We start from the raw sequence: 21090 nt of genomic DNA, 5'->3' as shown, positions 1-21090 counted from the left end.
GCTTCGGCGCCGCGCCCTGCGCATAGTCGACCACGTCCTGCACCAGCGTCAGCAGCGCCGTTTCCTGCCGCCTCGGATTGAGGTCCGGCGACTTCATCGTTTCCTCGGTCAGGTAGTTGTCGATCAGACCCTGCATGCGCTGGCGCGCGCGCTGGATCTTCTGCAGGCGCTCCGACACCCCGGCCGGCATCTCGCCGCGCATGCGCGAGAGGTTGCCCAGCGCCGTCTCCATCAGCGCCAGCGGATTGCGGAATTCATGCGACACCATGGCAACGAAACGCTGCTGGGCAGCGGCAACGTCGAGCTCTGCACGGGCCTGGATGGTCAGCGTCTTGAGCTCGTAGCTGCGCTGCAGGAAACGGATGCGCAGGCGGTGCGCCCAGTAGGTCGCGGCAACGACCAGCGCCAGGGCAAGCGTGCGGAACCACCAGGTCTTCCAGAACGGCGGCGTGATGGTGATGGGCAGGACCAGGTCCTGCGGACTGCGCATGCCGTCCATGGTGGTGGCGTTGACGCGGAAGACATAGTCGCCGGGTTCGAGGTTGGTATAGGTGGCGATGCGCCGGTCGGCGTCGGTGCGGATCCAGTCGCGGTCGAAGCCGTCGAGCTTGTGGGCGTAGACGGCGCTGGCGGGGTCGCTGGCGCCGAGGGCGGCGAAGCCGAGGGAGAAGACGGAATGGGTGTAAGGCAAGGTGAGCGAGCGGGGTGCGGCGTTGGGACCGTCGATGCCGACACCGTCGGGAAGCGCGGCGCGGTCGAGCGGTTCGTGCATGACAGCGATGCCGGTCAGCGCCATCCGCGGCGTGATGGTGCGTTGCTGGCCGAGCGTGTCCGGATTGAAGGCAAGGATGCCGCCGCCGGACTGACCGAAATACAGCATGCCATCCGCTCCCATGTTGGACTTGAGGCTGTTGAACTGGCGATCGTCGAAGCCGTCCGAGGGGAAGTAGTTGTAAACCTGTTTTCCGTCGGCGGCGATGCGCGTGATTCCCCTGTCGGTCGCCACCCATAGGTTCTTGCGCCTGTCTTCGATGACGCTGCGGATGCTGTCGTCGGCGAGTCCCTGTTTGACGCCGTAGCGGGTCATGCCGATTGCCCCGCCTGCATCGGCCACGGCACGATACAAACCCTTAGGCGTGCCGATCCAGACGGCGCCCGAACTGTCCTCGAACATGCAGTTGACCTGCAGATCGGCCAGGCCCACGCTGCCGGGGCTTTCAACCGGAAGGGGCGTCAGCTTCGGTTTGCCGGCATCGTCGATCTGGATGCGCGCTACCCACAAGGTCCCGGACAGGCCGCCGACCCACAGGGTTCCGGCGCGATCGACGAGCAAACTCGTGTAGAACATCGTCGCGCCATTCATCGAAAATTCGTGGCGTCCGATGAATGCCCGCTGCCGGTGCGTTTCCGGGTCGATCAGCCTTAGTCCCGCCGCGGTGCTGACCCAAAGTCCGTGGCGATGGGAATCCCACGCGATCACGTAGACGACCTGGTCCGCGTCCCGTGAATCGGCCGCGGGACGTTGCTGCGGCTCGTACAGGAGTTCGAAGCCGTCGCTTTCCGGACGATATCGGCTGACGCCCTGGAAGCTGGAGAAATACAGTTCGCCGTTCTGCCCTTCGACCGCATGGCGAATGGTATTGCGCACCAGGCTGTTGCTGTCATTGGGATCATGGACATAGCTTTTCACCGCGCCGGATTCGAGGTCCAGGCGGTCGAGCCCGGCCGGGCTTCCTATCCAGAGCTTGCCGCCCTGGCGGTGCATCAGGCTCGGCACGTTGGACCAGAGGCTCTTGACCGAGGTCCGCGTGGTGAGCAGGCGGGAAAAGCCGGCGCCATGCATGCCGACCTTGCCGACCGCGCCGTTCATGGTCATCCAGACATCGCCCTGCTCGTCCTCGAAAACCCCCTTGAACCAGACCGGCTTTTCCAGCATTTCCAGGTCGTCCGCCTCGACCCGGAACCGCTGGAAGCGCTCGTCCTTCGGGTCCCACCGGAACAGTCCCGCCCTGTTCGCCACCCACAGCCGCCCGGATCTGTCCTGCCTGAAATCGTTCACCTCCTCGTCCGGCAAGCCGTCCTGCGCGCCAACCTGGACATGCTCGCGGCTGGCAGGATCGATGCGGAATATCCGCTGCGAACGCATGTACCATGCGTGCATGGCGCCCCGGTAGGCCATGAGAACCACGCCGTCGCCATACGACGACGACGGCGGACTCATGAGGTCGACGCGCCACGGTTCCGGCCGCAGCCGGACCACGCCCCTGCCCGTGCGCAGCCAGAGATCGCCTTCATCGTCCTGAGCCATTCCGTCGATGCTTTTGCTTGGCAATCCGGCCGAGTTCTGGTCCTGGTGGGTGAAATGCCGCTGCTTGCCGGTGGCGAGATCGATCCGGAACAAGCCGCTTCGGGTGCCGACCCACAGCACCTCGTCCGCGAACCGGTCCTGCAGGACGGCATACACGCTGGGCAAGGCATTCTTCACCCCATTCTCGATCTGCAGCGGAACAGTGACGAAGCGTTCCGTCGTGAAGTCGAATTGCTGGAGACCGGTGGATGTGCCTATCCAAAGCCGCCGCTTCCTGTCCTGGTAGACGGTCTGCACCCGGTTGCTGGCCAGGCTCCCGGGATCGTCCGGCTTGTGCAGGTACCGGATCGACTTGAGGCCATCGAAGCGTGCCAGGCCGCCGGACATCGACGCGACCCAGTAGAAGCCGAACTGGTCCTGGGCCAGCACCACGGGCGATTCACCGAACAGCGAACGGGAGGTCGGCAACAGGTTGAGCTTGTAGTCGATGCGGTCGATCGCGCCGGCCGGCGCATTGAAAAGGATGCCGGCGGCAAGAACGAGGCAGATCAGGGCGAGTCGACGGCGCATGTGGCAATGCCCTCCTTCAGGAAATGGCGTTGGCGGTCCGGGGGATCGCCCTTGGCTATTGGCGAATGCGCCCGCCGGCGCGGGCGGGCATGCTGGCCACTGTATGGGAAGGATGAACGCGCCTGAAAAAGGATTAACCGCACCTAATCATCCTGGGCGGGTGCTTGAAGGTCCTTTGAATTAACTTAAACACCATTGATCGTGCCCTGTCATCCCCGCGCAGGCGGGGATCCCATTGTGCGCCTCTTCGGACAACCGAAATGGGATCCCCGCCTGCGCGGGGATGACAAAGGCGGTTTGGGATTATGCGGTCATGTCAAAAAATTTTTATAGATTATCCTAGGCGTTTTCCATGGGAAGAATCAAGTTGCCGTTGTGATTGCAACACGCGCCTGGCGGGATGGATGACATCAGTCGAACGCGGGACGCAGCGGCAAGGTCAGGATGAAGGTCGTGGACACGCCCACCTGGCTCCTCACCGTGATGCTGCCCTCGTGCAGGTCGACGATCTTCTTCACCAGGTGCAGGCCCAGCCCCACCCCCTTGATGCTTTCCTTGCCATGGTCGGCACGGAAAAACTTGTCGAAGATCTGCGGCAGCTGTTCCTCCGGAATGCCCACTCCGGAATCCTCCACCTCGATCACCACCTGCTCTTCCTGCTGCGCCACCCGCATGCGGATCGCCCCGCCCTGCGGCGAGTACTTCACCGCGTTGTCCAGCAGGTTCGACAAGGCTACCCGGATCATCTCCCGGTCGATGAACATCAACGGCAACTCCGCCGGCGCCTCCAGCCCGATCTGGTGCTTCGGCGCCGCGCCCTGCGCATAGTCGACCACGTCCTGCACCAGCGTCAGCAGCGCCGTTTCCTGCCGCCTCGGATTGAGGTCCGGCGACTTCATCGTTTCCTCGGTCAGGTAGTTGTCGATCAGGCCCTGCATGCGCTGGCGCGCGCGCTGGATCTTCTGCAGGCGCTCCGACACCCCGGCCGGCATCTCGCCGCGCATGCGCGAGAGGTTGCCCAGCGCCGTCTCCATCAGCGCCAGCGGATTGCGGAATTCATGCGACACCATGGCAACGAAACGCTGCTGGGCAGCGGCAACGTCGAGCTCTGCACGGGCCTGGATGGTCAGCGTCTTGAGCTCGTAGCTGCGCTGCAGGAAACGGATGCGCAGGCGGTGCGCCCAGTAGGTCGCGGCAACGACCAGCGCCAGGGCAAGCGTGCGGAACCACCAGGTCTTCCAGAACGGCGGCGTGATGGTGATGGGCAGGACAAGGTCCTGCGGACTGCGCATGCCGTCCATGGTGGTGGCGTTGACGCGGAAGACATAGTCGCCGGGTTCGAGGTTGGTATAGGTGGCGATGCGCCGGTCGGCGTCGGTGCGGATCCAGTCGCGGTCGAAGCCGTCGAGCTTGTGGGCGTAGACGGCGCTGGCGGGGTCGCTGGCGCCGAGGGCGGCGAAGCCGAGGGAGAAGACGGAATGGGTGTAGGGCAAGGTGAGCGAGCGGGGTGCGGCATTGGGACCGTCGATGCCGACACCGTTGGGAAGCGCGGCGCGGTCGAGCGGTTCGTGCATGACAGCGATGCCGGTCAGCGCCATCCGCGGCGTGATGGTGCGTTGCTGGCCGAGCGTGTCCGGATTGAAGGCAAGGATGCCGCTGTCCTGGCTGAAATACAGCATGCCGTCGCCGCCCCGGTTGGTCCTGAGGTTGGAAAAGGGCCGCTTCTCGAAACCATCGGCGGAAACATAATTGAAAACCTGCTTCCTGTCGGCCGCGATGCGCGAGATTCCCTTGTCCGTAGCCACCCACAACACGCCGTCTTTGTCTTCGACGATGCAGCGGATGCTTTCCCCCGACAGTCCCTGCCTGGCGCCGTAGCGGGAGATGGTGGTGCTTCCATCGGCAGCGGTGACGACGCGGTTCAGTCCCTTGGCCGTGCCGATCCAGATGTCGCCGGCGCCATCCTCGAAGAAATACGTCGCCCGCGGATCGCTGAGGGTTTTTTCGTCCGCCTTATCATGTGGCACTGTCGACAGTTGCGGCTTGTTGTTACCGTCAAGCCGGATGCGTGCGACCCACAAGGGTCCGGAAGTGCCGCCGGCCCAGAGCGTGCCGGTCCGGTCCACGAGTATGCTCCCGTAATGCATCGTCACGCCATCCAGCGGAAATTCATGCCTGCTGATGAAGGCGGTCTGGCGCCGCGTCTTCAGGTCGAGCAGGCGCAAGCCCGCGGCGGTGCTGATCCAGATGCCGTTCCGGAAGCGGTCCCAGGCGATGGCAAACACGATCTGGTCCGCCTGCTGGCGGTCCGCGACAGGCTGCTTCTCCGGTTCGAACAGGCGCTCGAAGGAGTCGGTCTCCGGACGATAGAGATTGACGCCGAAGTACGACATGAACACCAGTTCGCCATTGTTGCCCTGGATGGCACCGGCGACATCGCTGCGTGTCACGCTCCGCGGATCGGCGGGATCGTGGGGATAGCTCCTCACCTTCCCGGATTTCACGTTCAGCCGGTCCAGGCCATGCGAACTTCCTATCCAGAGATGGTCCCCCTCGCGGTAAAGCAGCGAGGGCGCGTTGTCCCAGATGCTCTTCACCGAGGCCCGGGTGGTGAGCAGGCGCTGGAAACCGGCGCCATTCATGTTGATCCGTCCCAGCGATCCGTTCAAGGTCATCCAGAGGTTGCCCTGGTCATCCTCGAAGACATGGGAATACGCCGTCGGCTTCGCGAATAGGGAAGGGTCGTCGGGTTCGACCAGGAAGCGCTCGAACCGGCTCCGCTCCGCGTTCCACAGGTAAACGCCGGCCATGCTGCAGACCCACATGCGCCCGGACCTGTCGATGCTCACATCCAGGACGTCCGCCTCGGGCAAGCCATCCTCCAGGCCAACCTTGACATTGCCGCGGCTGACAGGATCGATACGGTAAAGCCCCTGCGCATGCAGATACCAGACATGCATGGCTTTCCGGTATGGAGAGAGGTAGATGCCGTCATTGGTCGACGAGGCGGGCGGGCTCATCATCTCCAGTCGCCAGGGGTCGGTCCTCAACCGGATCACGCCCCGCCCGGTGCGCATCCACAGGCTGCCGCCGTCGTCCTGCGCGATCGCCCCGAGGCTTTTGCTCGGCAGGCCGCCCGGGTTCTGGTCCTGGTGCGTGAAGTGCTGCTGCGTGCCGGCAGCCAGATCCAGCCTGAACAGGCCGCTGCGGGTGCCCACCCAAAGGACGTCTTCCGCGACCCGGTCGTGGAAGATGCTGAAGACGTGGGGAGCGCTGTTTTTCGGGCCGATGCTGACCTGCAGGGGAACGGTGATGAAGCGCCCGGTCTCGAAGTCGAATCGCTGCAACCCGTCTTCGGTCCCCACCCAGAGCCGCCGCTTCCTGTCCTCGTACACGCGCATCACCCGGTTGCTGGCGAGGCTGTAAGGATTATCGGGATCGTTCTGGTAATGGGTGGAGGTGACGCCGTCGAAGCGGTACAGGCCGCCGGTGCGGGAAGCGCTCCAGTAGAAGCCGTACTGGTCCTGTGCCTCCATGGCCGGCTCATCGCCGAACAAGGCATGCGAGGACGCGAACAGCTTGAGCGTGTGATCGACCCGGTCAATCGCGCCGGCAAGGTGCGCAATCGATGCCAGCGAAAGGAAAAGCACCAAACGCAGCAAGCTCTCCATCGAGATCCGATTAGAAGAAAAAGGTGACAGGCGATTCAGTCTGCCGGAAATAATAATATTCCGCCATCCCTTCCCGGCAAAGATTAGCCGCGCCTAATACTTCAGATGGCGAGTATTGGCTATCAATACAATCAAAATACCGCCATGGTGGCGCGAAGGACATTGGCCCGTACTTCAACAGGGAGGCATCAAATGGCATTCAACATGACCGCAGGATTGGCGATGACGCTGTCGATTCTGGCGACAGGCGCGGCACAGGCGAAGGAGGTCAACATGATCTTCGGCCTGGCCCTGCCGCCCTACGTCATCCAGGAGACGAACAGCGGCTTCGAGCTTGACATCATCAAGGCCGCGCTTGCAGTCAAGGGGCATACCCTCAAGCCGACCTATGCATCCTTTCTCGCCTTGCCGAAGTTGCTGAAGGAAAAACAGGCCGACGCTGCCCAGCGCGGCAACCCCGACCTGAAGGAGGCGGACGGCTTTTTCTATGCCGCGGAGCCGACGGTCATCTACCAGGACAATGCCATCACGCTGAAGAAGAACAACCTGAAAGTGGACTCCCTGGCTGACCTCAAGGGGAAGAGCATCGTCACCTTCCAGGGCGCGAACCAGTTCCTCGGTCCGGAATTCGCCGCAGCGGTGAAGGGCAATCCGAATTATGCGGAGAACGGCAACGAGCGCCGCAAGCTGCAGATGCTGTACTCAGGCAGCGCGCAAGTGTACGCGGGGGATGTCAACATCTTCCGCTACTACCGCGACTCGGTGAAGAACGATGTCGACATCAAGCAGGAAGTGGTTTATCACAAGATATTCCCTGTGCATGAGGACATGACACACAATGCCGTGTTCCTCGACAGGCAGGTGAGGGATGATTTCAATGCGGGGCTGAAACAGCTCAAGGGCAGCGGGCAGTATCAGCAGATGATCAGGAAGTATGTGGCGGAGTGAGGGGGATGCAGGAATACGCGGTAGCCGCCGACGTTTGTTGGCCGCTTTTATCGCGTCTGGCTCACGTTGTCATTACTGACTGCCTTTGTCATTCCCGCGAAGGCGGGAATGACATCGAAGCGCGGGGGGATGACAGGAGTTGTCCAGCCATGCCATCTGCAGTCGAAATGCCAGGCATAGCCCCCCTCCTTACGCTCCCGTCCCACCAACCGTCAAGCCATCAATCCTCAACGTAGGCTGCCCCACCCCGACCGGCACGCTCTGCCCTTCCTTCCCGCAGACCCCGATCCCGCTATCCAGCCGCATGTCATTCCCGATCATCGACACCCGGTTCAGCACATCCGGCCCGTTGCCGATCAGCGTCGCGCCCTTCACGGGATAGGTCACCTTTCCATCCTCGATCATGTACGCCTCGCTCGCCGAGAACACGAATTTGCCGTTGGTGATGTCCACCTGTCCGCCGCCGAAATTCACCGCGTACAGGCCGTTCTTGACCGAGGCGAGGATTTCCTCGGGGTCCTTGTCGCCGCCGAGCATGTAGGTATTGGTCATGCGCGGCATCGGCAGGTGGGCGTAGGACTCGCGCCGGGCGTTGCCGGTGACGGGCATCTTCATCAGGCGCGCGTTCATCGTGTCCTGGATGTAGCCGCGCAGGATGCCGTCCTCGATGAGGGTGGTGCATTGCGTCGGGTTGCCTTCGTCGTCCATGTTGAGGGAGCCGCGGCGGTCCGCGAGGGTGCCGTCGTCGACCACGGTGACGCCCTTGGCGGCGACGCGTTCGCCGATGCGGCCGGAGAAGGTGCTGGAACCCTTGCGGTTGAAGTCGCCTTCGAGGCCGTGGCCGATGGCTTCATGCAGCAGCACGCCGGGCCAGCCCGGGCCGAGCACCACGGTCATGGGGCCAGCGGGCGCGGGTCGGGAATCGAGGTTGACGACGGCGGAGTGCACCGCTTCGCCGGCGTACTTTTCGAGGAGTTCATCGGTGAAGTAAGAGAAGTCGTAGCGTCCGCCGCCGCCGCTGCTACCCATCTCGCGGCGCCCGTTCTGCTCGGCGATCACGGTGACCGACAGGCGCACCAGCGGGCGGATGTCGGCGGCGAGCACGCCATCGCTGCGCACCACCAGCACCACGTCATACTCGCCTGCAAGGCCGGCCATCACCTGCACCACGCGCGGATCCTTGGCACGGGCGATACGCTCGACGCGCTCGAGCAGCTTCACCTTCTCGGTCGCGTCGAGCGAGGACAGGGGATCGTTCGGCAGGTAGAGCGAGCGGCCGCCGGCAGCCTGGATGGAGGAAGCGACCTTGACCTTGCCTGCGCCCTGGCGCGCGATGGTGCGCGTGGCGGCAGCGGCTTCGAGGAGGGCGCGCTCGGAAATTTCGTCGGAATACGAGAATGCGGTCTTGTCGCCCGACACGGCCCGCACGCCGACGCCCTGGTCGATGGAAAAGCTGCCGGTCTTGACGATGCCTTCTTCCAGGCTCCAGCCTTCGTTCTTGGTGAACTGGAAATACAGGTCGGCGTAGTCCACCCGGTGGGTGAAGATCTCGGCGAGGGTCTTGCCGAGCTTGGCTTCGTCGAGGCCGAAAGGCGTGAGCAAAATGTCGCGCGCCTGGGCAAGGGTACGCAGGTTCGGTTCAAACAAATTCATGGTGATTGCCTTGCAAGAAAGGGGTCGCTGCGGGGTCGGATTGATGAGCTCATTGTAGAGCATCTGACCAGGCCATGCCGCCCGCGCGATGTTGGTCCGGCGCAAGGCCCGGCCGGGCTTTCCCGTCTACAGCTTGCGGTGCTGCAAGGCCGGCAGGCTCTCCCGCACACGCTGGATCTCGGCGGGATCGAGGTCGCCGAGGATCACGCCCTCGCCCTCCGGCAGGACCGCCTTGACCTCGCCCCAGGGATCGACCAGCATGCTGTGCCCCCAGGTCCGGCGGCCGTTCGGATGGATGCCGCCCTGCGCGGATGCCAGCACGTAGCACTGGTTCTCGACCGCCCTTGCCCGCAGCAGGATTTCCCAGTGGGCCCGGCCGGTGGTGTAGGTGAAGGCGGCCGGCATCACGATCAGGCTGCAGTCGCCCATGGCGCGGTACAGCTCGGGGAAACGCAGGTCGTAGCACACCGACAGGCCGATGCGGCCGAAGGGCGTCTCGACGGTGCGCACCTCGCTGCCGTGCACGATGGTGCGCGCCTCGTCATAGGCTTCGTCGCCGCGCCGGAAGCTGAACAGGTGGATCTTGTCGTAGCGGGCTTCGCGCGTGCCGTCGGGCGCATAGACCAGCATGGTGTTGAGCACCTTGCCATCGACCGGCGCCACCACCGGCAGGGTGCCGCCGACGAGCCAGATGCCATGTTCGCGCGCCATCGCGGCCATCGTTTCCTGGATCGGTCCGGCGCCGACCTCTTCCGCATGGCCGACCTTGTCGGTTTCCTTCCTGCCCATGATGGGCCAGTACTCCGGCAGCAGCACCAGCCCGGCGCCCTGCCTCGCGGCGTCGGCGACCAGCCTGCGGGCCGTCGCGAGGTTGTCCGCGATGTCCGGCGTCGACACCATCTGCACCGCCGCCACCCTGGTTGCCGCCGTTGTTGCCATTGTTGCCGTCTGCCCGGTCATGAGTTTGGCCCCGCATTCGATGTGTTGTCGGCGCCGCGCGCCTGGCGGCGCAGCAGCTTGGTCACCACCGGGTCCTTGAAGGGGCCGGTGATCTGGTATTCGAAGGTGAAGGCCTTCATCAGCGGATCGCGCAGGAACAGTTGCGCGAGGAAGGTGCCGACGCCGATGACCGGATTGACCGCGAGGCCATACACCACCGAGGCGGCACCCACGTTCAGTTCCGGAATGACCACCACGTGCAGATTTTGCGCTTCCTTGGCGATGTCGGCGTTGCCGTCGATCAGGACGGTGGCGGCAGAGCCGCGCATCTTGAAATTGTCGGTACGCGCCACGCCCTGGGCGATGGCGGCATTGGCGGTGATGCCGTCGAAGGCGAAGCCCTCCGAGAATACGTCGCGGAAATCCAGCGCGAGCCGGCGCGGCAGCGATTGCAGGCTGAGCACGCCGAGCAGCTTGGCCGCGCCCGGATCCACCTTGAGGAACTGGCCCGACGCCATGTCGAGCTTGACCTGACCCGAGAGGCTGGGGATGTCCAGCGAGAACGGCAGGCCCTTCCAGCTGATCTCGCCTTCCATCTTGCCGTTGCCGCCGCGCAGCACGTTGGGGAAGCCCAGCCTGTCGAGCAGCCTGCCGGCATCGATGATGTTGAGGGTGTAGTTGAGGCTGGACACGCTGTCGCTGTCGCGGCTGATCCACTTGCCGGTGCCATTGAGCTCGGCATCGGCGTTCACCATGGCCAGCTTGTTGATGCGCCATTCGCGTCCGGCGGGTCCGCGGACGTTGTTGGCGAGCAGTTCGACGTGGCCGAACTTCTTGCCGAACAGTTCGAAGTTCTCGGCGACGATGTCGAGCGCCGGGATCTGGGTCGTCGCGTTCTTGCCTTCCAGCAGATCACCCACGTCGGAAGCGGCAGACTTCGGAATGATCAGCGACGACAGGCGCGCGGTGACGCGGCCCAGCCCGGGCTGGCCGGCGGGCGCTTCGTTCCAGGTGACGTAGCCGGAAGCCTGGTCGGAATCGATGTTGGCCTGCCAGACACCCTTCTGGTGCGAGGCGCCCACCACGACGTTGTCGAGCTTCTTGTCCATGATGGTGAGCTCGGTGGCGCGCGCGGCGAGGATATCGGGATCGATGTACTGCATGATCGAAAGCTGGTCGTTCGCCTCCTTGCCCGTGCCGGCCGGCGACGAGGCCTGCGACTGCGTGGTCACGATGGACGATGCGGCGCGGCGCCAGGCGTCGATGTCGAGCGAGCGCAGGCTGACGTTGGCGGACACGCCGGAATCGGGAATCGGCGCCGGCACGTTGACGCCGATGCCGCCGCGCACGACCCGCCATTCCGCTTCCTTGTCGGCGCCCTTCTGGCGCTCGTAGCGCGCCGAGATCGCGGAGCCGAGGCTGAGCTTGAGTTCGTCGCGCAGCAGCGCGGGATCGTTGGAAGGCAAGCCGGTCATCTCGAAGCGCAGCGGCAGGCTTTCGCTGGCCGTCTTGCGCAGGGGCACCGGGAAGTCCAGCCCGAGGCCGGCCAGGTTAGATTCGACCACGATTTCTGGCCGGTGGTTGCGCACGCGGATGGTGGTGGCATAGCGCGCGCCGCCGGTGATGCGCTCGGAAGACCGCTGGGTCATGGGCGTGGCGTACACCTTGCGCACGCCGTCGGCGGTCAGGTTGCCCTCGCCCTTGACCACGATGTTGCCGTCGCGCTGCGTGCCGCCGGACAGCGTCACGGGTCCGCCGAGGAAACTGGCGCGGACACCGCCGAGGGTGAAGCCGCGTTCGTAGAATTCCAGCTTGCCGGTGGCGTTCGAGAGGGGCGGGATGATCTTGCTCAGGGCCACCGTGTTGCCGTTGAACTGCAGCGTGCCCTTGACCTTCGTGTCCGGCAGGCGGGCGAGCGGCATCTGCAGCTTGAGTCCGAGCCTGGCGTTGCCGGTCGCCTCTGTCTCGCTGGTGAACTGGCCTATCCAGTCCTCCACCGGGCTGGTGTTGGTGAAGCGGATGAATTCCTGCAGCGGACCCTGGGCCTCGCCATCGATCTGCAGTTCACGCTCGTGCGCGCCGAGGTCGGGAATGACTGCCTTGACGTTGGCCAGGTCCACGCCCGACGTGCGCGCGCTGGCAGCGTGGACTTCCATGCGGGCATGTTCGAAGCTGATGCTGCCGTTGATGTTTTCCAGCAGCGGCCACAACGGCGCGCTGCCATCCTTGCCGGCATGGCCGGGCGCGTAGTTCAGCGCGCCATTGGCGATCTTGGCGTTGACGCTGAACTCTCCGCGGCTGCCGGGCTTGCCGCCCTTGCCGGCCTGGAAGGGGAACTGTGCGAGGTCGCCCTTGATGCGCAGTTTGACGTCGTTGGCAGTGCCGCCGACCAGCGCGCCGGTGAGCCAGTCGCGCAAGCCCTGCGGCGTCTGTAGCGGCAGGTACCGGCCGACCTTGGCGATCTCGAGGCCGTTGAAGCGGCCGTTCAGGTCGATCTGGCCGTGCGGCTTGCCGGGCGACTCGTCCAGGGACAAAAGGTGCTTGCCGGTCAGCGAGCCATGCAGCTGGTCTTGCGCGAATTCCATCTTCTGGACGTCGAGCAGCAGGCGGTTGTTGTCCTGGAAAGCCCAGCCCGCCTGCATCGCGAGGCGGTCGAGCGGCACGTCGGGTTCGCTGAAATAGCCGGGCAGGCGCAGCTTGAGCTGCTCGGAGGCGAGGCTGAAGCTGCCGCCCCGGTCGTTGGCATCGACCCGGCCGGTGAGATTCTCGATGCCGGGGATGGCCGGCACGGCCGCCTGGGCGGGCGTCGTGGCTGTCTTCGCCTGGGCAGGCCGGGCCGGCTGGGGCTTGAGGCCGAGGCCGGCGAACTCGCCCTTGACGACATAGGAAGAGATGCGCGGATAGGCGCCCTGCCATTGCGCCGAGAAATCGCGCAGGATGCCGTGCGGCTCGAAGTCAGCCAGCAGCTGGCGCTGTTCGGCAGGCAGCGGCAAACGCTCGGTCAGCTCCGCCAGCGTATGCAGGTCGAGCAACTTCGCCGTCACCTCGAACTTTTCCGGCTTGCCGTTGCGCGCCGGGGTGAAGCGTTCGCTGATTGTGGTGGGCGGCAGCACCAGGCCGTCGTCGCTGCGCAGGGTGAAATCGGTGAGGGCGATCGCATGGCCGTTGGCGCCGAAGGTGGGCTTGCCGTCCTCGACGCCGGGACGCAATTCCTCCTGCATGGAAACCCGGCCCCTGACCTCGGCCAGGTTCATGATGGGCAGGTCCTTGCCGAACTGGGCGATCACCCCGGACAGGCCAAGGTCGGCGGTGAAGTTGGCTACGCGCGCGTTGTCAACGTCGACCCAGGCCCGCACCGCGCCCTTGCCCTGCTGCATGTCCACCGGATAATCGACGTAGGCCTTCCAGACCGTCAGGTCGGCGTCGGGCACGTTGAGGTAAAGCTGGCCTTTCCAGCGCGAGGGATCGGAGATGCGGCGCGCGAAGACGGGGTGGTCGAAGGCGGCGCGCACGTCGATGGGCGCGCCGGTGGCTTCCGGCGGAGTGGCGCGGATGGCGAAGCGGTGATGCTGCCAGCGGTTGCGCAGCAGGAAATCCACGTGGTCCAGCACCAGTTCGGGCGCGCCGCGCTGCGCATCGTTCCAGCGGATGCGGCCGTTGCGGACCACGATCTCGCGCTGCGACAGCACCCAGTCGGGACCGCTGCCGTCGCCGCGCTTGCCGGCGTCGAGAGCGATGCCGCCCACGTAGAGCTTGCCGCCCGCGTCGCGCCGCACTTCGACGTCGGGCCCGTCGATGCGCAGTTCGTGCAGGCGCAGGTCGCCCGCCGCCACGGTCCACCAGGAGAGCGATGCCGAAACGTCGGGCAGGCTGAGCGCGGCATTGCCGGCGGCATCGTGGATCACCACCTGGTGCAGCGCGAGGCGCGGGTTCAGGCCGTCCCAGCTCGCGTCGATGCCGGCGATGCTGACCCTGTTGCCCAGCGCGCGCGTGGCCAGGCGTTCGATCTGCGGCTTGTAGCCGTCGATGTTGGGCAGCACGATGTAGCGCAGGCCGAGGATCAGCGCGCAGAAGATGAAATAAACGACAACCAGCGTCCTGAAGATGAACGCCAAGGTATGATGGGTGACCGTATTGGCCGTCCGGCAACCGCTGCAGATGCCTTGCCAGCAGACCGACCATGCCGAACGCCGGGACGCGCACTTGCCGACTTCCGGCGTCTGCCCAGTCTGGTCCGGTGTCTGTTCTGGAGTCATGAGGTCGGTGGACATCGATCGGAGAGCTTGATGGTGCTGCCGGCTATCCCGCGTACGGGTCGGCCGCACCGTGCGGGGCATGTCGTGAGTTCAGTGAGTCCCTTGTAAAATTGGACGCGCATCGAAGCCAACAAGAAAGCGTCTGGACGAGGCATGCGACGCGAACGTTTCCACTTTTCCCCTCTGCTATTGTGACCAACTCCTTTTTGACCAGCAACGTTGCATCCAGGTTCTACGCCCGCTGGGTGAATGCCGATCCTTCCCGCAGGCAAGCCGTTGACAGCCTTGCGGGATTATCCATTACCCCCGACATTTTTGCTCGGCTTTTACAAAATGAGACGGATGCCGGCATGCCCCTGCTGCGGGCCATGCGGCGCGTGCGCAACCTCGTGATCTGCGGCCTGATCGAACGTGACCTTTCCGGCAAGGCTGACCTCGACGAGGTGCTCACCGCGGTCACCGGCCTGGCCGACTTCGCGGTGCAGGCCCACCTGGCGGAACTGATGACGGAAATGACCGCGGCGCACGGCGTGCCCATCGGCCGGGAGTCGGGTGAACCGCAGGAAATGATCGTGCTCGGCATGGGCAAGATGGGCGGCGGCGAGCTCAACGTTTCCTCCGACATCGATTTGATCTTCGTGTACGGGGAGGAAGGCGAAACTCGGATCGACAACGAGGCGCAGCGCCAGTTGTCGAACCATGAATTCTTCATTCGCCTCGGCAAGAAGCTGATCCATGCCATTTCGGAAATCCTGGAGGATGGCTTCACCTTCCGGGTCGACATGGCGCTGCGCCCCAACGGCGCGTCCGGGCCGCTGGCCTGCAGCCTCGCCATGGTGGAGGAATACCTGATCGTGCAGGGCCGGGAATGGGAAAGGTATGCCTGGGTCAAGGCACGCGCGGTCACCGGCAGGCCCGAGGACATCGCGGCGCTCGACCAGATCGTGCAGCCCTTCGTCTACCGGCGCTATCTCGACTTCGGCGCCATCGAAGCCTTGCGCAAGATGCATGGCCAGATCCGCGCCGAGGTCAAGCGGCAGGAGGCACGGCATCCGGAACGCGCCAAGAACGTCAAGCTGGGACGCGGCGGCATCCGCGAGATCGAGTTCCTGTCCCAGGTGTTCCAGCTGATCCGTGGCGGGCGCGACCCGGAACTGCGCGACCGCTCCACGCGCCGTACCCTGCACACCCTGGCTGCGAAAGACTTGCTCACCGGCGAGGAAGTGACTCAACTGCTCGACGCCTACACCTTCCTGCGCAACTTCGAGCACCGGCTGCAATACCTCGATGATGCCCAGACCCATACTTTCCCGGCCAATCCCGATGACCAGCTCGCCGTGGCGAAGATGATGGGCTACGAGGATGTGCACGCCCTGCTCGACGCCTTCGACCGGGTGCGCGGCATCGTGGCGGGCCAGTTCGACGCGATGTTCGAAGACAAGCGCGAGGCGCCGTCCGGACACGCCGGCGATGGCGATGCCGCGCCCTTCTCCGACTGGGACAACCTCGAGGCCCTGTCCGCCCACCTGCGCAGCCTCGGCTTCGCCGACGCGCAGGCGGCCGCGCGGCGCACGCAGGCGACCTGGCACTCGCCGAAGCTGCAATCCTTGCCGGACGCCAGCCGCGGCAAGCTCGCCGGGCTGGTCAATATCGCGCTGCGCCTGATTGCCGGGCATGAGGAAGACCAGGTCGCCACGCTCGGCCGCCTGCTGGATTTCTTCGAAGCCATCGCCCGCCGCGCCGCCTACCTCGCGCTGCTCACCGAGTTTCCGCACACGCTGGCGCGGGTGGCGCGCATGATGCGGGCCAGCGACTGGACCGCCAAGTATCTGACCCAGCACCCCATCCTGCTCGACGAACTGCTGGAGGACCGCACCTTGAAGGCGGCGCCGGACTGGCCCGCCTTCACCGCCGAGGTGAAGCGCCAGCTCGATGCCGCCGAGGGCGATCCCGAGCGGCAGATGAACGTGCTGCGCGAACTGCACCATGCGCAGGTTTTCCGCCTGCTGGCGCAGGACCTGGAAGGCGATCTCACGGTGGAACGGCTGGCCGACCATCTTTCCACGCTGGCCGACGTGCTGGTGGAAGCGACCATCGGCGCGGTCTGGCGCATGATTCCCAACCGGCACGTGGAAGTGCCGAAATTCGCGGTGATCGCCTATGGCAAGCTGGGCGGCAAGGAGCTGGGCTATGCATCCGACCTGGACGTGATCTTCCTGTTCGACGACGACCATCCCGACGCGCCTGCCTTGTATGCCAAGCTCGCGCAGCGCTTCATCACCTGGATGACGAGCCATACGCCGTCGGGCATCCTGTTCGACATCGACATCGCCCTGCGTCCGGATGGCGCCAGCGGCTTGCTGGTCTCGAAGGTGGCGTCCTTCGAGAAATACCAGCGCACCTCGGCCTGGGTCTGGGAACACCAGGCGCTGACGCGCGCCCGCTTCTGCGCCGGCGACGCCGCCATCGGCGCGCAGTTCGAAGCCATCCGCGAAGCCGTGCTGCGCCAGGAACGCGACGCCGACAAGCTGAAGACCGAGGTGCAGGCCATGCGCCGGAAGATGCGCGAGGCCCATCCCAACCGCTCGGGCCAGTTCGACCTGAAGCACGATGCCGGCGGCATGATCGACATCGAGTTCATCGTGCAATTCCTGGTGCTCCGCCACGCCGCCGCGCACCCGCAACTCACGGCGGATATCGGCAACATCGCGCTGCTGCGCCTGTGCGGCGAGCTCGGGCTGATCGACAAGGCCTTGGGCGAACAGGTGGCGTCCGCCTACCGGACCTTCCGCAAGTTGCAGCACCAGATCCGGCTGCAGGGACACGACCGGGCCCGGGTGCCGCTGGACAAGGTGGCGAACGAGGCAGCCGAGGTCAGGACCTTGTGGGCCGCGGTGCTGGCCTGAGGTGTTCACGCAGGCCGGATCTTCGTGCTGCCATCCCGCAGGTGCTGCCATGCCGCATGGGGCGCGCGAATGGTTGGACGCGGGGTTTCCTGCGCCAGGCTGGCCCGCTCCTGCCGGTCCAGCCGCAGTTCTTCGTTCATCACTTCCCAGCTGCGGATGAGCGAGGGGCCGCCAGGCAGAAGCGCCTGGTGCGCGATGGCGAAGCAGCGCTTGCGCAATTCGGCGCTGCCCGTACGCAAATCCTTGACGAAGGCGTACAGGAATTTTTCGCCGATGCCTTGCTGGCAGGCGTACTCAGCCCAGTTCCTGAAGTCGTTGGCATGGGCGATTTCCCGCCCGGCGGCGTCGCCCAGCAAGGCGCGGACGTCGGGAGGCGGCAATACCTTGTCGAGGTAGGACCGCTGCGAGGGACCGAGATAGACCGGCACCGTGCCGGCGTGGAACGCGGGCACGGCAGGAGGCGGAAAGGCGCCGCGCCGCGGCGGGCGCAGCGGAAAGGGACACTCGCGATTGCCATGCAGGACGATGTCCTTGTCGAGCGCGCGGAACACCCGGGATTGCGGATGCAGCAGCGGCGGCATGGTCTGGCCCTTCAACCTGTTCCCCATGAGCAGGAGATAGCGAAGCGTTCCCGTCTTGCCCAATTCGTAGGGCAGGAAGATCAGGTCGTTGTCGTTCGCGTACAGGCGTTCGAGCCGCATTTCGGAAAGGGAGTCGGGCAACCGTTCCAGGCGATTCCCCGACACGTTCAACACGCGCAGGCAGGGAAACAGCACATGGACGCTTTCGGGCAGGACGCATAGCTGGTTCCTCGACAGGTCGAGCGACTCCAGTTCGGGCATGCGCTCGACGGAGGCGTCGATATCGGTGAAGCAGTTTCCCGCTGCATTCAGATGCTTGAGCGCCAGCCTTGTCAAGCCGGGCGGCAGCTCGGTCAGGCTCTGGTTCGACAGGTCGAGCGTCAGTTCCCTTTCGCCATGCAGCGCCTGACGGATCGCGCAGTCGCGCATCCTCGCCGATGCGACCAGCCGCCCTCCCCGTTCACGCTCGCACATCGGGAATTCCCGCCGCCATGCGGCAAGCATGCCCAGGAATCCGCGCCACTCTGGCAGGGAGCGCAGCGCCGCATCAGGATCGCCTGGCTCGCCGGCGCGCAGGCCCTGCGCCGGGCTATCGCCGTCATGGTTCGGCGCGATCGGGGAGGACGGCAGTTCGGGGTCGTGCACTTGCGGCGCGGATCTGCCACAGACAAAGAACGGCATGCGCTGGCTCCTTTCGAAAGGGTTGTGATCGATGAACGGCCGCGTGAGGCAGGCGGCCCGAGGGGCGCCCGTCTGTGACATTCCAGCGGAAGGAGTTTCGCCGGGAGACTCGGAATGCCAGTCCTGGCCACTCTCTACGGAGTGAGAACAGCAACCGGTTCACCGGAGAGAGGGTTGCAGGCATACCGAAGCCCATTCCTGCCAACAAAACCTAATAAATCTCTAATCCAATCCCCATCCTGCAAGGAAACTGTCACGAACGACACCGCGACGATGCGCCAGTCGGCAGCCTGCATCGCGGGGCCTCGTCAACTCACCAGGAAATTCCGCATGCTTCCCACCCCCCCTTCGAGACCATACGGCAGCTTCAGCTACACGCAAGGTCAGACAGATATTCCAGCCTCACCCTCGGCAGCGAAAAACAGGGCGGCCTCGCAACCCACCATGTCGCACGTCCCCAAGTCGACAGCCGTGCTTTCCCCGCCCGGGCAACCACGCGCGGTGAAGCCGCCGCCGCTCCCCCCGCGCCTGTCTAGCCTGCCACCCTTGCCACCCTTGCCACCCTTGCCTGGCGACGACGGCATCTCCCGAAGAGTCCCCCTGTCACCTTCATCGCGTTCGTCGCGTTCATCGCTGTCATCGACTTGCTCCCATACCCGTCGTCCGGCCGATTCTTCTCGGCGATCCGAAGACGAAAGCAGGGCCCGGGAACGCTTCGATCCCCGGTCTCTCCCCTATCCCAAGGGCTTGAACCACGATGAACTGAGAGCCGATTACGCGTGCGCCATGGGAAAATACAAATCGCTGCGAAGCTCGAAGCCGCCCCTGGTTCGCGCGGCGCGCGCAGGCGATGATCTCGCCGTCAAGGCGATGCTCGAAATGGCAAGACGCGGATTCATCAAGAAGTTCGACGTGAATGCCACCACCAAGGATGGGACGACCGCCCTGATGATGGCAGCCATGCATGGCCATGCGGAGGTTGTGAGAGCCTTGCTGAGTTTCGATGGCGACGGACTGTTGCGCGGCAAGAATGCTGGCGAGTTCACCCGCCGCGCCATCGGCATCGCGGTGCATAATCATCAGGACGATATCGTCGACCTGATCTGCGAACACCTCGTGCGGAATCTGCCGGAACACTACGATGGCAGTATCTGGGAAGACCAATCCCAGGGCTTCCGGTCTGCGTTGATGCGGATGAAGGCATACTTCGCATCCTCGGACAGGAAATACCACGAGATCATCAGGATCTTCCCGGATACGTATAGAACCTGACGCCAACCCTGGCGTGATCCGGGATCGGCCCGGACGGGCCTGCCACGGATGTGTTTGCGCGGCAGGCCCATGAAAACAAAACGCCCCGGCCAGCGGGGCGTTTTGTTTGGCGATGCGGAACGCTGCGGATTACTTCGCGTTCATTAGCGCGACGGTGGTGTCGAGCATGCGGTTGGAGAAGCCCCACTCGTTGTCGTACCAGGAGGAGACCTTCACCAGGCGGCCGGAGACCTTGGTCAGGGTGGCGTCGAAGTTGCTCGATGCCGGGTTGTGGTTGTAGTCCACGGAGACCAGCGGTTCGGTGTTGTAGGTCAGGATGCCCTTCAGCGCGCCGTTTGCGGCGTCCTTCATGATCTGGTTCACTTCATCGACCGTGGTGTCGCGGGCGGCGATGAAGGACAGGTCGACGATGGAGACGTTGATGGTCGGGACGCGGATGGCGTAGCCGTCGAGGCGGCCGTTGAGTTCCGGCAGCACCAGGCCGACAGCGGCGGCGGCGCCGGTCTTGGTCGGGATCATGGACTGGGTGGCGGAACGGGCGCGGCGCAGGTCTTCGTGCATCACGTCGGTCAGGACCTGGTCGTTGGTGTAGGCGTGCACGGTGGTCATCAGGCCGTTTTCCAGGCCGATCTTCTCGTGCAGCGGCTTGACCAGCGGGGCCAGGCAGTTGGTGGTGCAGGAAGCGTTGGAGATGACGGTGTCGCTGGCCTTGAGCACGTTCTGGTTGACGCCGAAGACGACGGTGGCGTCGACGTCCTTGCCGCCGGGCGCGGAAATGACGACCTTCTTGGCGCCGCCCTTGATGTGGGCCGATGCCTTTTCCTTGGTGGTGAAGAAGCCGGTGCACTCGAGCACGACGTCGACGTTCAGCTCGCCCCACGGGATTTCAGCCGGGTTGCGCTGGGCGAAGACGCGGATCTTGTCGCCGTTGACGACCATGAAGTCGCCGTCGACTTCCACGGTGCCGGGGAACTTGCCGTGGGCGGTGTCGTAGCGGGTCAGGTGCGCGTTGGACTGCGCATTGCCCAGGTCGTTGATGGCAACGATCTGGATGTCCTGCTTCTTGCCGCCTTCGTAGAATGCGCGAAGGACGTTGCGGCCGATGCGGCCATAGCCATTGATTGCGACACGGATGGTCATCGTTTTCTCCTGAATGAAAGCAAAAACTGGTTCAACTCACTCCCTCTCGAGCACTCCGGCCATGCCTCCCCGTCAAACAGGAGGCTTATTCGCTCCCTCCCCTTCACGGGGAGGGTTAGGGTGGGGATGGGTTTCTCATGCAGTACAAAGAACGGCATTCGGGTC

General features: G+C 64.6%; 10 protein-coding genes. 3 read left to right on the top strand and 7 right to left on the bottom strand.

What is annotated here, in order from left to right; all coding sequences use genetic code 11:
- The coding region (locus G3574_RS13055; protein WP_163963790.1) for a sensor histidine kinase at positions 1 to 2878 on the bottom strand (2878 nt) is incomplete at its 3' end.
- 410 nt (positions 2879 to 3288) lie between these two features.
- Positions 3289 to 6528, bottom strand: coding sequence for a sensor histidine kinase (locus tag G3574_RS13050; RefSeq protein WP_163963788.1), 3240 nt, complete (start codon positions 6526 to 6528; stop codon positions 3289 to 3291).
- A 213-nt stretch (positions 6529 to 6741) separates the two neighbouring features.
- Here G3574_RS13050 and G3574_RS13045 point away from each other — a divergent pair, with 213 nt between their 5' ends.
- Positions 6742 to 7497 carry a substrate-binding periplasmic protein gene (locus G3574_RS13045; protein WP_163963785.1) on the top strand — a complete coding sequence of 252 codons (756 nt, stop codon included), beginning with the start codon at positions 6742 to 6744 and terminating at the stop codon, positions 7495 to 7497.
- Positions 7498 to 7686: 189 nt separating this feature from the next.
- On the opposite strand, the gene tldD is transcribed toward G3574_RS13045, so the two are convergent.
- From tldD to G3574_RS13030, 3 genes are all read right to left on the bottom strand, one after another.
- Positions 7687 to 9150 carry a metalloprotease TldD gene (gene tldD / locus G3574_RS13040; protein WP_163963783.1) on the bottom strand — a complete coding sequence of 488 codons (1464 nt, stop codon included), beginning with the start codon at positions 9148 to 9150 and terminating at the stop codon, positions 7687 to 7689.
- A gap of 126 nt (positions 9151 to 9276) precedes the next feature.
- Positions 9277 to 10089, bottom strand: a complete 813-nt coding sequence (locus tag G3574_RS13035) for a carbon-nitrogen hydrolase family protein (RefSeq protein ID WP_163963781.1) — start codon at positions 10087 to 10089, stop codon at positions 9277 to 9279.
- 17 nt (positions 10090 to 10106) lie between these two features.
- Positions 10107 to 14345 (bottom strand): YhdP family protein, encoded by a 4239-nt coding sequence (locus G3574_RS13030; RefSeq protein ID WP_163963779.1) that lies wholly within the window; start codon positions 14343 to 14345, stop codon positions 10107 to 10109.
- A 191-nt stretch (positions 14346 to 14536) separates the two neighbouring features.
- Between G3574_RS13030 and glnE the strand changes: the two genes are divergently transcribed.
- Complete coding sequence (glnE, locus tag G3574_RS13025) at positions 14537 to 17251, top strand: bifunctional [glutamate--ammonia ligase]-adenylyl-L-tyrosine phosphorylase/[glutamate--ammonia-ligase] adenylyltransferase (RefSeq protein WP_163963777.1); 2715 nt, start codon at positions 14537 to 14539, stop codon at positions 17249 to 17251.
- A gap of 5 nt (positions 17252 to 17256) precedes the next feature.
- Here glnE and G3574_RS13020 read toward each other — a convergent pair whose 3' ends face one another.
- Positions 17257 to 18513: a leucine-rich repeat domain-containing protein gene (locus tag G3574_RS13020; protein ID WP_163963774.1), complete on the bottom strand. Its 1257-nt coding sequence runs from the start codon at positions 18511 to 18513 to the stop codon at positions 17257 to 17259.
- Positions 18514 to 18843: 330 nt separating this feature from the next.
- On the opposite strand from G3574_RS13020, the gene G3574_RS13015 reads away from it, so the two are divergent.
- Positions 18844 to 19785, top strand: a complete 942-nt coding sequence (locus tag G3574_RS13015; protein ID WP_163963772.1) for an ankyrin repeat domain-containing protein — start codon at positions 18844 to 18846, stop codon at positions 19783 to 19785.
- Between the two features lie 129 nt (positions 19786 to 19914).
- On the opposite strand, the gene gap is transcribed toward G3574_RS13015, so the two are convergent.
- Positions 19915 to 20925: a type I glyceraldehyde-3-phosphate dehydrogenase gene (gene gap / locus G3574_RS13010; RefSeq protein WP_163963770.1), complete on the bottom strand. Its 1011-nt coding sequence runs from the start codon at positions 20923 to 20925 to the stop codon at positions 19915 to 19917.
- Between the last annotated feature and the right edge of the window lie 165 nt (positions 20926 to 21090).

Source organism: Noviherbaspirillum galbum (assembly GCF_010974945.1).
Classification (GTDB): Bacteria; Pseudomonadota; Gammaproteobacteria; order Burkholderiales; family Burkholderiaceae_D; genus Noviherbaspirillum; species Noviherbaspirillum galbum.
The sequence above is the reverse complement of the archived record's forward strand: the minus strand, read 5'-3'. Positions and strand labels throughout refer to the sequence as shown.